Source organism: Streptomyces sp. NPDC059679, assembly GCF_042734105.1.
Classification (GTDB): Bacteria; Actinomycetota; Actinomycetes; order Streptomycetales; family Streptomycetaceae; genus Streptomyces.
On sequence record NZ_JBHWES010000001.1, the window covers coordinates 43,897 to 57,147 of the forward strand.

General features: G+C 71.3%; 9 protein-coding genes and 1 pseudogene. 6 read left to right on the forward strand and 4 right to left on the reverse strand.

The window, feature by feature from the left end; genetic code table 11:
* Nucleotides 1-178: 178 nt before the first annotated feature.
* The 3 genes from ACFV2X_RS00215 to ACFV2X_RS00225 form a co-directional block, all read right to left on the reverse strand.
* Nucleotides 179-1,435, reverse strand: coding sequence for an MFS transporter (locus ACFV2X_RS00215; protein WP_385609537.1), 1,257 nt, complete (start codon nt 1,433-1,435; stop codon nt 179-181).
* A complete protein-coding gene (locus tag ACFV2X_RS00220) occupies nt 1,432-2,571 on the reverse strand; it encodes a PLP-dependent cysteine synthase family protein (protein WP_385609538.1) in 1,140 nt (379 codons plus the stop codon). Before ACFV2X_RS00220 ends, ACFV2X_RS00215 begins: the two co-directional genes overlap by 4 nt.
* Nucleotides 2,572-3,182: 611 nt before the next feature.
* Complete coding sequence (locus ACFV2X_RS00225) at nt 3,183-3,602, reverse strand: DUF6223 family protein (RefSeq protein WP_385609539.1); 420 nt, start codon at nt 3,600-3,602, stop codon at nt 3,183-3,185.
* A gap of 218 nt (nt 3,603-3,820) precedes the next feature.
* Between ACFV2X_RS00225 and ACFV2X_RS00230 the strand changes: the two genes are divergently transcribed.
* From ACFV2X_RS00230 to ACFV2X_RS00250, 5 genes and pseudogenes are all read left to right on the forward strand, one after another.
* Nucleotides 3,821-4,948, forward strand: coding sequence for a sensor histidine kinase (locus tag ACFV2X_RS00230; protein WP_385609541.1), 1,128 nt, complete (start codon nt 3,821-3,823; stop codon nt 4,946-4,948).
* Complete coding sequence (locus ACFV2X_RS00235; RefSeq protein WP_385609543.1) at nt 4,945-5,619, forward strand: response regulator; 675 nt, start codon at nt 4,945-4,947, stop codon at nt 5,617-5,619. The genes ACFV2X_RS00230 and ACFV2X_RS00235 overlap by 4 nt, the downstream gene beginning before the upstream one ends.
* Nucleotides 5,620-5,775: 156 nt before the next feature.
* Nucleotides 5,776-7,050, forward strand: coding sequence for an APC family permease (locus tag ACFV2X_RS00240; protein WP_385609545.1), 1,275 nt, complete (start codon nt 5,776-5,778; stop codon nt 7,048-7,050).
* Between the two features lie 24 nt (nt 7,051-7,074).
* Nucleotides 7,075-7,524 (forward strand): annotated as a pseudogene (locus ACFV2X_RS00245) (isocitrate lyase/phosphoenolpyruvate mutase family protein); the annotation flags it as partial.
* 518 nt (nt 7,525-8,042) lie between these two features.
* Nucleotides 8,043-10,430 carry an L-tyrosine/L-tryptophan isonitrile synthase family protein gene (locus tag ACFV2X_RS00250; RefSeq protein WP_385609547.1) on the forward strand — a complete coding sequence of 796 codons (2,388 nt, stop codon included), beginning with the start codon at nt 8,043-8,045 and terminating at the stop codon, nt 10,428-10,430.
* 36 nt (nt 10,431-10,466) lie between these two features.
* Here the strand turns inward: ACFV2X_RS00250 and ACFV2X_RS00255 are convergent, their stop codons facing one another.
* Nucleotides 10,467-11,951 carry a class I adenylate-forming enzyme family protein gene (locus ACFV2X_RS00255; protein ID WP_385609549.1) on the reverse strand — a complete coding sequence of 495 codons (1,485 nt, stop codon included), beginning with the start codon at nt 11,949-11,951 and terminating at the stop codon, nt 10,467-10,469.
* A 61-nt stretch (nt 11,952-12,012) separates the two neighbouring features.
* Here ACFV2X_RS00255 and ACFV2X_RS00260 point away from each other — a divergent pair, with 61 nt between their 5' ends.
* Entirely contained in the window at nt 12,013-13,218 is a 1,206-nt protein-coding gene (locus ACFV2X_RS00260; protein ID WP_385609550.1) for an MFS transporter, read from the forward strand.
* The last annotated feature ends 33 nt before the right edge of the window (nt 13,219-13,251 follow it).

Sequence of the window (13,251 nt, forward strand, 5' to 3'; positions counted from 1 at the left end):
AGGACGAATGCGGATGACAACGAATGCGGATGACAACAGAGTCCAAACCATCAGCCATTGGTGAACCGACAGGAAAGGTTTGATCCCGTCTGTATTGCCGTGGCATGACGCGTAAGGCATTGCCGTGGCATGACGCGTACGGCGTGCGCCCCGGGGCCGCGGTCCGGGGCGCACGCGCTCATACGGAGATGGGTCGCGGCGGCCGCACGGCGAGGCGGCCGGTGCGGGCGAGGGCGGAGACGGAGGCCGCGGCTCCGAGCCCCGTGACGGTCAGAACGCACCAGGTCAGCCAGAGTGCGTCGTGGCGCAGGGCAAAGTCCCACAGGGCTCCGGTGGCGAGGTTGCCCAAGGTGATGCCCAGCCCGGAGACGGTGTTGTAGAAGCCGTAGTGGGTGGCCACGAGGGAGTCGCCGGAGAGGGTGACCACGGTGTCCATCTCGAAGGGGTAGACGACCGCGCTGCCCGCCGCCAGCAGCACGACGGCGATGACGAGGGAGACGAGGACGACCGCCGAGGAGCCTCGCGGGGTGAGAGCCAGCGGAAGAAAGGCCAGCCCCATCGCGGCCAGCCCGCGGGCCAGGGCCTGGCTGGGGTGCCAGCGGTCTTTGGCCCAGCCGGTCAGCCGTAGTTGCCCGGCGACGGCGGTCGCGGCGGAGACGACGAACAACCCGCTGGTGATGGCGGTTCCGCTCGACCCCAGGGCGTCGGACGCGGCCAGCGGAAGCGCCAGGTAGACCTGGAAGGTCAGGACGTAGGAACCGATCATCGCGGTGGAGAAGAGCAGGAAGGGCCGGTTGGCAACCACCGTGCGCCACTGTGCCAGCACGCTCTCCTTGCCGGTCGCGGCACTGGCGGAATCGCCGTGACGCGCGGGGAGAGCCCGCCACTGCAGGGTGGTGAGTACGGCGAAGATGGCGGCGGCGGTCGTACACACGAGGCGGAAGTCGGCGGCCAGGAGGGCGAGCCCGACGAGGGGCCCGAGGAGCATGCCGGTCTGGTAGTAGACGTTGAAGGTGGCGAAGGCGTCGATGCGGCGCTCACCCGCTTCCGCCGCGAGGTACGCGCGTACGGCGGGGTTGAACAGGGCTCCGGCGAAGCCCGTCGCGGCCGACGCGGCGATCAGTGCGGGGAGGTTGTCGACCCAGCCGAGCAGGCCGAACCCGATGGTGCGCAGCAGGCAGCCCGCCATGATCGGGGCCTTGTAGCCGAGGCGGTCGGCGATCGTGCCGCCGATGAGGAACATGCCCTGCTGGGAGAAGTTGCGCACCCCGAGCACGAGCCCGACGGCCCAGGCCGCGAGGCCGAGCTCGCCGGACAGATGGGCGGCGAGGTACGGCATGAGCATGTAGAAGGCGAGGTTGATGGCGAACTGGTTGACCATCAACAGACGTCCGGCCGGCGGGAAGGAGCGGGTCTGCCGCCACAGGTGCTTCATCGGGCGGCTCCGGCGATGCGGGGGCCACTGCCGGTGGCGAGGGGGTCGATCACGCGGGTGCAGCGGGTCCAGCGGGTGACGGTGTGCTCGCCGGGGTGGTCGATGCGGTCGGGGTCGTCGGGTGGCAGCTGGCCCAGGAGGTGGTGCCTGCGGCAGTACGTGTCGTCGAAGACGGTGCCGACGTAGCGTTGCGGCCCGTCGGGGAAGACGGCCACGATGCGTTCCTCGGCGGGCAGTGTGCGCGCCAGCCAGCGGGCGACCAGCCCGACGGCGCCGACGCTCCAGCCGCCGGTGGCGTAGTGGTCGCGGGCCAGGCACCGGGCGGCCCACACGGCTTCCGGGGCGGCGACCCAGTGGACCTCGTCGAACAGGTGGTAGGCGACGTTACGGGGGTAGATGCTGGAGCCCAGGCCGCGCATCAGACGGGGTGCGGCAGGCTGGCCGAAGATCGTCGAACCGGTGGTGTCGACGCCGACGACGCGCAGGTGGGGGAAGTAGCCGCGCAGGACGGAGGCGATGCCGGTGGAGTGGCCGCCGGTGCCGACGGAGACGACCAAGGTGTCGATCCGGCCGAGCTGTGCGACGAGTTCATGGGCGAGCGGCGCGTAGGCGGCCACGTTGTCGGGGTTGTGGTACTGGTCCGGGCACCAGGCATCGGCGTGAGCGGCGAGGAGTTCCGCCACACGCTGACGGCGGGCCTGCTGCCAGCCACCGGTGGGGTGCGGGGCGGTGACGACATCGACTTCAGCGCCGTGGGCGGCGAGCAGGCCGGACATCAGCGGTTCCATGCCCGGGTCGGTGACGACGGTGACCGGATGGCCGTGGATGGCGCCGGCGAGGGCCAGGCCGAGGCCGAGCGTGCCGGAGGTTGACTCGACGATGCGGGCGCCGCACGGCAACTGCCCGCGCTCACGGGCGGCTCGGACCATGTACAGGGCGGTGCGGTCCTTGATGCCACCGGGGTTGTGGCCCTCCAGCTTGGCCCAGAAGCCGCGCCCGGAGTCGGTGAAGGGTTCGCCGATCCACAGCACCGGCGTGTCGCCGACGAGACCGGCGGGGGTGTGCGCCGGGATTTTGGGATGGGCCAGCAACCCCGCCGGGGAGAGGGGGACGGTCGTACGAGTGAGGTGGTTCATGGCGTGCTTCTCCTACGGCCGGTGCCGTGCGCGGCAGCCGGTCGTTGCGTAGCGAGGGAGGATGCGGATGATCGGTGGCCGCGCGTCGTCCCGGGACGGGAGACGCGGCGACGGCCCGATCAGGTCCGCCACACGCCGATACGAGCTCGGGTACGCCCCGCCGATGACGCACCGTGCGTCGTACGGGACGGGTGAGAAGTGATGGGTGGGCCGACGGGGTGGGCATCGCCGGGTTCAGCGGGCGTGGCTTCCGGGACGTACGGCCCGGCCACGTCGATCCCGCGCGGCGGTTGGCCGCTCGGCTCGTCCGGGCCCCAGCAGTGCACCCCGCGGTCGTGCTCCGGGGCCGTCCCGCGGACTGTGGCGCGGACCGTGGGCCCCTGTGACTCCGCTGAGGCCTGTCCGCAAGCGGCGGAGGAAGCCAGTACGAGAGTGTCCGCCCGGACCGCGGCGGTCGCCGCCGGACCGTGCGCACAGCCGAGCACGTGCAGGAGCGTGGCCAGCAACACCAAGAGCACCGCTCCGGTACCCGATACGGAGCGGCTGCTCGAAGAGACCGACCCAGCTCGCATGAACACAAAGGGTAGTTGATCGAGTACGTAAAGTTCTTGTCAGGAGCTGTGCCGACGGGTCAGAGCCAGCCCACTGAGGGCAGTTCCGATCACCCCCACGATCAGGGCGACGATGGCCCCGCCCAGTCCGTTACCGGTGCCGAGCCCACCGGAGGCGGTCGCCGCCACCAGGGCGCCGAGGGCCATGCCGATCAGTGCCCCTCCCAGGGCCATGGTGGCGCCGCGTCGCCCGGGCCCGCTGCTGATACGGCCGGTGGAGCGGGCCAGTGCCAGCCCACCGGTGACCGCGCCGGTCAACGCCAGCAACGCCGCCACGATGGCCCCGAGTCGCCCGGCGCTCAGGGTGTACACACTGGCGGCGACCGGCTGGGCCGAGGCGTCGGCGGCCGCCGGTGCGGCAAACACGACAACTCCGCAGAAGACCGCGGCAGCCACGGCAAACGTACGTCGGACGGACATGAGGTACTCCCTCTTCATGCTTCAAGTGGACGTTTCCTGATCATGTCCGTCGGACCCGCCCCCGGTCGTCCAGCAGACGAAGACAATCCGCGCTGCCGTCGATGCCGTAGCGGCTACTGCGGGCGGCGCAGGAGCCGCGGCGGTACCGCATACGCGGTAGTCGGCTGATCGTCCGTGCGCACGAGCCGCCCGCGCGGCCATCCGGCTAGGGTTCGCGCATGAGTACAGGACGGTCCGATGCCCGGGTCGGTGTCATGGACTGGGTGCTCGCCGCCGGGGTGGCGGCGACGCTGCTGATCACCGGGCAGTCGGGAGAGCACTCCCCCACGAGCTTCGACCTGCTCGGGTACGCGCTGCTGGCGGCCGGCGGTCTCGCGCTGGTGGCGCGCCGCCGGGCTCCGGTTCCCGTCCTGGCCGTCACCGGGCTGTGCGCGGTGGGTTACCAGGCGGCCGGGTTCGATGTGCCTGTCGTCGCGTACCTGTTCGCGGTGTACGCGGCCGTACGGGCCGGACACCGCGCCATCACGGTGGCGGCGAGCGTGACCATGCTGGCCGTACTCCCCCTCGCGGCTCTGGCCTCGGGCCTGCACGACACCGGCGAGGCGTTCGCGCGGGCCCGGGGCGCACTCGAACTGGCCTGGCTGATCGCTGCCGGCGCGGCCGGGGAGGCGCTGCGGCAAGCCGAGCGGCGAGCGGAGGAGGCCGAGCGCACCCGGGAGGAGACCGCGCGGCGCCGCGCCGACGAGGAGCGACTGCGGATCGCGCGGGAGCTGCACGACTCGCTCACCCATCAGATCTCGGTCATCAAGGTGCAGGCCGAAGTCGCCGTCCACGTGGCCCGCAAGCGTGGCGAACAGGTGCCGGAGGCCCTGTTGGCGATCCAGGAAGCCGGACGTGAGGCGGCCCGGGAGCTGCGCGCGACGCTGGAGGCGCTGCGCGACGACGACACGGCCCCGCCGCGCGGGCTCGACGACGTCCCGGAACTGGTGGAGCGGGCACGTACGTTCGGCCTGGACGCGACGCTCACCATCGAGGGACAACGACACGACATGCCGGCCGCGGTGGGCCGGACGGTCTACCGGATCGTTCAGGAGTCGCTCACCAACATCGCTCGTCACGCGAACGCCGCCACCGCGTCCGTCCGGATCGACTGCCGTCCCGACACCCTCATGGTCCACATCGACGACGACGGCGAGGCAACGCCGGACACCCCCCCGACGCCCGGCGTCGGGCTGCTCGGCATGCGCGAACGAGTCACCGCCCTCGGCGGCCGGCTGCGCGCCGAACCGCGTGGCGAGGGCGGCTTCACCGTCCAGGCCCACCTCCCCGTGGACCGGACCTCGTGATCCGTGTCCTGCTGGTCGACGACCAGCCGCTCATTCGCAGCGGATTCCGCGCGCTCCTCGACCTCGAAGAGGACATCGAGGTGGTGGCCGAGGCCGCCGACGGGAAACAGGCCCTGGACCTGGCCAGGGAGCACCTGCCCGACGTCGCTCTCATCGATATCCAGATGCCCGGGGTCGACGGCATCGAGGCGACCCGGCGCATCGCCGCGGACCCGGCCCTGGCCGGGGTGCACATCGTCATCCTGACCAACTACGGCCTGGACGAATACATCCTCGACGCGCTGCGCGCCGGTGCCGCCGGATTCCTCGTCAAGGACATCGTGCCGGACGACTTCCTGCACGCCGTCCGCGTCGCGGCGCGCGGCGACGCCCTGCTGGCACCGTCGATCACCCGCAAGCTGATCAACCGCTACATCACCCTGCCGCTCACCACCGGCGTCGGCACCGGCGTCGGCACCGGGCTGGAGGAGCTGACCAGCCGCGAGCGCGAGGCCGTCGTACTGGTCGCGCAGGGCCTGTCCAACGACGAGATCGCGGGCCGCATGGTGATCAGCCCGATGACGGCGAAGACCCACATCAACCGGGCCATGGCCAAGCTCCGTGCCCGGGACCGGGCCCAACTCGTCGTCCTCGCTTACGAATCCGGCCTGGCAGTCCCGCGCAGCTCCTGACGTTCGCTCTCTGATCGAACACGGCGAACACGGCTAGCCCGGCCTGTGGCCGCCCCCATGTGCCGAAGCGGGCCACGCGTTGTTCAGGTCGATCCCTTATCGTGCGCGCGGATCGCGGACCATGTACGCAAGCACGGCCGAAATGGAGTGACGAAGTTGAGCAGCACGCCCTCGCCCTCGTCCGGGGTACCGGACGAACTTCAGCGTCGCCTGGGAGTGTCGGACGCGGTGCTGATCGGGCTGGGCTCGATGATCGGTGCCGGGATCTTCGCCTCCCTGTCCCCGGCCGCCCGCGCGGCCGGCTCGGGTCTGCTGCTCGGCCTGGCCCTCGCCGCGGTCGTCGCCTACTGCAACGCGACTTCCTCCGCGCGGCTCGCCGCCCGCTACCCGGCCTCCGGCGGCACCTATGTCTACGGGCGGGAGAGGCTGGGTGAGTTCTGGGGCTATCTGGCCGGCTGGTCGTTCGTGGTGGGCAAGACCGCCTCGTGCGCGGCCATGGCCCTGACCGTCGGCACCTACGTCTGGCCCGGCCAGGCGCACGCGGTCGCCGTGGCCGCCGTGGTGGCGCTGACCGCGGTCAACTACGCCGGGGTGCAGAAGTCCGCGCTGTTGACCCGCGTCATCGTGGCCGTCGTCCTGGCGGTGCTCGCCGCCGTCGTGGTCGCCTGCCTCACCTCCGGCACCGTGGACGCCGCCCGCCTGGACATCGGCTCGGACGCTGCCTTCGGTGGCGTGCTGCAAGCGGCCGGGCTGCTGTTCTTCGCGTTCGCCGGCTACGCCCGCATCGCCACCCTCGGTGAAGAGGTCCGCGACCCGGCCCGCACCATTCCGCGTGCCATCCCGATCGCACTCGGCCTCGCCCTCGTCGTCTATACCGCTGTCGCCGTCTCCGTCCTGCTCGTCCTCGGCCCCGACGGCCTGGCCGCCACCGGGGCACCGCTGACAGAGGCCGCCCGGGCGGCCGGCGCCGCCTGGCTCGTCCCGGTCGTACGCATCGGCGCCGCAGTCGCCGCCCTCGGCTCCCTGCTCGCCTTGATCCTCGGCGTCTCCCGCACAACCCTGGCCATGGCCCGCGACCACCACCTGCCCCACGCCCTGGCGTCCGTGCACCCAAGGTTCAAGGTCCCCCACCGGGCCGAACTCCTCGTCGGTACCGTCGTCGCCGCGGTGGCCGCGACCGCGGACGTGCGCGGAGCGATCGGTTTCTCCTCCTTCGGCGTCCTCGCCTACTACGCCGTCGCCAACGCCTCCGCATGGACCCTGAGCCCCGCCGAGGGCCGCCCGGCCCGGATCATCCCCGCGGTCGGCCTGATCGGCTGCCTCGTACTGGCCTTCGCACTCCCGGCGTCCTCCGTGATCTCCGGAGCCGTCGTGCTCGCTGTCGGCGCCGCCGCCTACGCCGTCCGTCGCACGATCGCTCGCCAGGAATAGGCCCTTCCAGTCGCCCCCGGCGTAATCCGCGCGGTGATCGCGGCGGGCGCGGTCGGCGTGAACATCGAGGACGCGCTGAACGAGGAGGACGCGCTGTACGGGAGCGGCGAGGGCCCGCTCCGGCCGGTCGCCGAGCAGGCCGAACGCCGCGCCGCCGCCCGCCAGGCCGCAGACGAGGCGGGGGCGCCGACGGGAGCTTCGTCCTCGGGGTCGTCGACCCGGTGGCCGTGAAGGCGCTCGCCGAGGGCATCGACGCCCCGCTCAATGTGATGGCGGGCCCGGGGGGGGGCACCTCCGGTCGCCGAACCGGCCGCGCTCGGCGTCGCGCGCGTGAGCATCGGATCGGGCATCACCCAGGCCGCGCATGCCGTGGTCCGCCGCGCGCGGGAACTGCTGGGCGCGGGGACCTACGAGTCGCCGGCCGGAGGGCTCGACTACGGCGAGCTCAACGCGCTCCTGGGAAACGGGCGTTAGTCCCGCAAGGGGCGCGGGCCGGCCCCGTGCCCGGCTCTGCGCGACGCCGTCGTGACGGGGCCTTCCCGATGAGGCTGCTGGATGCCTGCGTGGTGTAGAAGCACCCACTCTTGGCTAGTGGTGATGATGGGGCATGGTATGAGCGTGACTGCGGCATAGTACGCAGTCCCGTTCATCCCGTGGCCGCGCCTGTTGACCGAGCGTGGGGAGGTCTTGGACCCATGGGTGACACTCTCGTCCCGACGCGGGCCGATGGAGATTCGGTGGATTCGGTCGGGCCGTCTCCGCCTCGGCCGCCGTATGCCCTGGCGCGTCGTCTGGTCTGGGACGATCCTGTGCTGCGACTGCACGTAGCTCTCCGTCCACCGGGTAGCCCGACCGCCGCGATCAGCGGCGATGACGGCTGCACGACCGTAGGGCCGATCGAGGTCGTTCCGGCTCACCCGGCGTGCCATGGTGGGTCGTTGGCCGTCACGGCGAGGGCCCTCAAGAACTGTCCCGGACTGCTCCGAAAGATCATGGACAGTCGTCCGGGCGGCGCCGACACGGACGAGCTCGCCTTCGTCGTGGAGTATTTCGTGCGGCCCCTGGTACGGGTCTTCCGTACCGCACTGGACAGCTACGGACTGGTGTTCGCCGACCCTCTTGGGCCGGACACGGCCTTCGAACTGCGCACGGACCTGGCGGCCACCGGCCGGGTCCTGGTCATGGACAGCCTGTCCGTCTCCGGGGCCGCCGGTCTGATGACGCGTCGCGCGGCGACCTTGCGAGCGGCGCGGGAGTCGGATACCGACCTGGGCGCCCTCACCGCCTGGTCGTCGAGGAGTGCGGCAACCGCCGTCCCCAGCACGCTGCATGCCCTGGCGGAGGCCTTCTCACGGGCGCGTCCGGACTCGCGTGCGGACCCGGGTGCGGCGTTCAGGGAGGTTCTCGCGGCGGAGATGCGTTATCTGCGGTCGGACACCGCACGTCTGCTCTCCGCGGACGCGAGCTGGGCCGCATGGGCACACAGCGTGCCGGAACAGCAGGAGCGCGCCCTCGCGCGCCTGCTGGCCAGGCTCCAGGATCGGGCACGGGAGTGCCGGGTCCTCCCGGACAAGCCGCTGCCTGTGGTCCTGATCGGTCCTCTGACGGATGTTGTCGAGCGGGCCCTGCCCGGCCTGCCGCAGTTATGCCGGGACGTGTGGCACGCGGGCGGGGAGACCGTCTTCCTGGCCGAGGGGCCGGGCTGCCCGGCGGCTCGTTACGCGTCGGGCCTCGCCCGGTACGGAGTGCCCGATCCGACGGTGCTGACCCCGCGCTCGGCAGACGGCGCCGGGCCCGCCGCGGCCGCGGCGGCGCTCGCCCGGTGGGATCGGCGAGCGGAAGTCGTCGCCTGTCTCGCGGTCCTGGACCCCACCGCGCGGGCTCCGGTCGGCTGGGAGGCGTTCGCGCGCCAGTTCCCGGAAGCCACGCTGCTCGTGATCGGGGACGACGACCGCACCGGGTCCGGTGACGTGCCCATGCCCTCCCTGGAAATGCAGTCGCCGGCCACCGCACAGGTCAACACGCCTCCCGCTCCGACACTGCCGGCCGCGAGGTCGCTGTCGTCCCTGCGGCTGGATATGCTGCGGCACAATCCGGCGATCGAACAGCACGCCGTACGGTGGAGTGGCGAGGAGACCCGGCTGTTCGTCGACCACCTGGTCGCGGCCGCCCGGCGCAATGCCGACCGCACCGCCCGCGCCGCCCGGGACACGCTGGGGCGCCGGCTGGTCGGGGCGCCGTCCGACGCCGAGCGGACCGTGCGCCTGATGCATCACATCCTGCAACGCAAACAGTTCAAGCACGGGCCCAGCTCCAACTACCCGCCCGAGCTGGCGTTGCGGGAAATGCTCCCCTTCGTCCGGCGCGGCGAACCGGTCCCGATGGCCATGGTGTTCTTCCCCAACAAGTTCGCCCACAGCAAGCTGAAGGCAGTCGGCGACCTTCCCGATCTCGCCGAACTGGCCATGCTGGTCCGCCTCCTGGAGCTCATGGAGGCGGTTCATCAGGTGTACTCCCCCGGCCTGTTCTTCTTCCTGGCGGCGGACAACCAGCACTATCGCGCCCACTCGCCCGCGAAACTCGAGGAGGGCATGCTCATCATGAGCAGATACGCCGGGGCCACGGGCCTGTCCGGCAAAGTCGTCGAGATCGTCGCCTACGACGAACTCGCGGAACGGCATCAGGGCACCGCGTTCGTGGCGGCCCACCGGGCCCTGCGGGCCAGCATTCTGGCCGAGTACCGCGCTGCCCTGCGCGACCTCGACATCACCTTGGGGCCGCTGCGTACGCTCCGCGAGGCGGATATGCGCGACCCGCGGGGCAACTTCGCCGATCTGTTCCGGTCGCTGGTCTTCTCCGTACGGACGCCCGGTACGCCCGGTACGCCCGGCGCCATGCCCGCCACCGGATCGTGGTGGAGCGAGGTCTACGCCGACCTGTACAACCTGGCCGAGGACTGCGCGGCGCCCGAAGTCATCGCGGCGCGCAAGGAGGTCCTGACCACCGCGTGGGACGACACCCTCCGGTACGTGGCCACCTGGCACGCCGACGCGCACACCGGCTACCGCTCCAAACTCGTTCCCGGTGGAGTACAGGTGTCGCTGCGGCCCACGCCCGGCAGAATCGGTCTCAACCTGCTGGGCGGCACCGCCCTGTCGTCCGCGCACGCCACTGGTGCCATCGACACCCGGGGCGTCGTCTCCCGCGAGTTCGCGGTGGCTCTGCGGGACCAGTGCTTCGTCCCCCTTTACTCACCGCTGCTCGGTCCGCAGCAGCCGTTCGCCATGGTCCCGGTGACCGCCACCCAGGCGCGCGGGGACGGGGCCGGCGCCCGTATCGATCCGGCGTTTCTGCGCACCACGCGCCTGCGGCGGAGATGAACCGTGTTCCGGCAGGACCCACCCGGCGCCCCCGGGTCAGCGCTCCCCGAGTTCGGCCCTGCGCACCTTGCCGCTGCTCTGGCGGGGGACGCTCGCCACGATCTGGCAGGTCATGGGCACCTTGGCGTCGGACAGCCGTTCACGGCAGTACGCGTCGACGGCCGCGGTGGTGACCGGATCGGCCGGGTCGGACGGTACGACGAGCGCGTGCACCGCCTGTCCCAGGTACTCGTGCCGTCGTCCGGTGACGACGGCGTCGGCGACGCCGGGCATCTCCAGCAACACCGCCTCGACCTCGGCGGGATAGACGTTCTTCCCGCCCACGTTGATCACGTTGCTCTTGCGGTCCACGAGGTAGAGGTAGCCGTCGGCGTCCAGGTGGCCGAGGTCGCCGACGGTGAGGAAGCCGTCCCGCTCGGGCAGGCACGGTCCGTCGCCGAGATAGCTCGGCTGCCCGACACCCGGTGTCCGCATGAAGACCTCGCCGACCTCACCGGCCGGCAGCTGCCGCCCGCCGTCGTCGTAGATCCGTATCTCGCAGTCGGTCGGACGGCCGACACTGCCCGGGCGTTTCAGCCACTCGTCGCCCCGGATCACCGTCCTGCCGACCCGCTCCTGGCTGGCGTAGATCTCATACACCCGCCCGGGATCGATCAGCTCCAGCCAGGCCCGCTTGACCTTCTCCGGGCAGGGACCCGCGCCGTGGTGCAGCGTCTCGATGCTGGACAGGTCGTAGTCCCTCAGCCCCGGCACATCGAGCAGCATCCGCATCATCGCCGCCACCATCCGTACATAGCTGACCCGGTGTTCCTGCACGAGCTTCAGGAACAGCGACGGGACGAACCGCTCCATGATGATGACCCGGTGGTCGAGCGCCAGGCCCTGGTACAGCGCCTGGAACCCGGTGTGGTAAGGCGGCAGGACCAGCAGTTGCGTCTGACCGAGCCGCATGCCCTGCGCCTTGTCGTGCCGAGCCTCCCAGGCGCCCGGCCGGTACGTCCACGGCCGCGGCCGCACGATCACCCGTGGCAGCCCCGTCGTACCGCCGGTCAGCGTGGCGGACCGCGGCGTGCCCTGCCGTGGGAGCGGAGTGTCGCTGTGCCGGCGCTCACGCCACCACCCCGGCCGTATGTCCGCCCCGTCGACGTCGCCGATCAGCACGTGTTCGCCGATCGCGGCGCCGAGGGCGGCACGCTCGGCCGCCGTTGCCTGCGGATCGAGCGGCACCACGAGGCAGCCGAGTTTCCAGGCGGCTACGGTCGCCACCACATGGTCCGGACCGGCCGGCAGGGCCACCGCCACCGTTCTCCGCGAGGTGACACCGCGCTCGGCGAGGCCGCGCGCCGCGGAGTTGGTCAGCCGCTCGAGCTCGGCCCACGTCAGCTCCGACACACCGCCGTTCGGCGCCACCGACAGGACGGCGGTGGCGGCCGGGTGTTCGGCGGCCAGTTGCCCTATGCGTTCGCCGATGGTGATGGTGGACTCTGTGGACTCCGTGGACTCCTGCTGGGGAGAAGGCATCTACGGTCCTGCCTTTTCGCTGGGTCTCGAACGCCCCGATCGCCTCATGTAGGTTGGCACCATGCCGCGGCGGCGCGACTACCGGCTGTTTCTGATCAGCCAGACGATATCGAATGTCGGATCGTCTTTCACGGCCTTCGGTCTGCCACTCCTGGTGTTCAGACTCACCAGCTCCGCGGTGAACCTCGCGCTCACCACCGTCGCCGGATTCCTGCCCTACATACTGTTCGGCCTGGTGATCGGCGCCTGGGTCGACCGGGTGGACCGCCGCCGCGCGCTGGTCGGCGCGGTGGTGGCCCGGGGGCTGACGATCGCGGTCCTGCCGGTCCTCGGCGGCCTGGACGTGCTGACGGTGTGGGCCGTGTACGCGGTCGCGTTCGTCAACACGTCTCTGGGGATCGTCTCCTCCGCGGTGGAGAGCACGGCGATCCCCAGTCTGGTGTCCCGGGACGAACTGGCGGACGCCAACGGGAAACTGCGCGCCGGTTACGCGGCGGCGCAGGTCACCGGGCCGCTTCTGGCGGGAGCACTGATCGGCGGCGGGTTACCGGTCACCGGTGTCTTCGCCATCGACGCCGTTTCGTTCTGGCTCGCTGCGGCCCTGCTGCTGGCCATCCGCACCCGCTTCAGCGGCGACCCGCCACGGAAGGAGCGGCGCTCCGTCGCCTCCGACATCGGCACCGGACTGCGGTATGTGCTGGCCGACCCGGTGCTGCGCGGTATCGCCCTGCACGCGGCGCTGTACAACCTGATCGGCTCCACCGTCACTTCCCAGCTCGTCCTGTTCGCCCATCAGCGGCTGGGAGCCGACGACGCGCAGGTCGGCCTGTTGTTCGCCTGCGGGGCTCTGGGCACAGCCGTCGCACTGTTCACCTTCAGCCGCCTCGCACGCCACGTGTCGTTCACGACGGCCACCCTGGGGGTGATGATGTGCTGGAGCGTCCTGGTACTGGGGCTTTCGGCCAGTACCGATATCCGCCTCGGCGCGGTGTTCTGGGCGTGCGCGGCCGGGCTGCCGTCCGTCTACGCCGTCAGGACGCTGACGCTACGTCAGACCGTCGTGCCCGACCACCTTCTGGGACGTGTGCAGACGACCGGACAGGTGCTCGCCTGGTCGGCACAGCCCATCGGCGCGTTCATCGGCGCCTGGCTCATCAGCGCCACCGGACGTATCGCGGTGGTGTACGCCGGAACGGCCGTGCTCATGGCCGCCATCACCGGCTGCTTCTGGCTGGGCCCGCTCGGAAAGGCCGACATGCGGGAGTGACCGAGTGACCCGATGATGCCCCGCCGCGCCTCG

Bases quoted from the DNA above. Each gene is read 5' to 3' on its own strand.
- ACFV2X_RS00215 (WP_385609537.1), bottom strand. From the start codon at position 1,435: ATGAAGCACCTGTGGCGGCAGACCCGCTCCTTCCCGCCGGCCGGACGT.
- ACFV2X_RS00220 (WP_385609538.1), bottom strand. From the start codon at position 2,571: ATGAACCACCTCACTCGTACGACCGTCCCCCTCTCCCCGGCGGGGTTG.
- ACFV2X_RS00225 (WP_385609539.1), bottom strand. From the start codon at position 3,602: ATGTCCGTCCGACGTACGTTTGCCGTGGCTGCCGCGGTCTTCTGCGGA.
- ACFV2X_RS00230 (WP_385609541.1), top strand. From the start codon at position 3,821: ATGAGTACAGGACGGTCCGATGCCCGGGTCGGTGTCATGGACTGGGTG.
- ACFV2X_RS00250 (WP_385609547.1), top strand. From the start codon at position 8,043: ATGGACAGTCGTCCGGGCGGCGCCGACACGGACGAGCTCGCCTTCGTC.
- ACFV2X_RS00255 (WP_385609549.1), bottom strand. From the start codon at position 11,951: ATGCCTTCTCCCCAGCAGGAGTCCACGGAGTCCACAGAGTCCACCATC.
- ACFV2X_RS00260 (WP_385609550.1), top strand. From the start codon at position 12,013: ATGCCGCGGCGGCGCGACTACCGGCTGTTTCTGATCAGCCAGACGATA.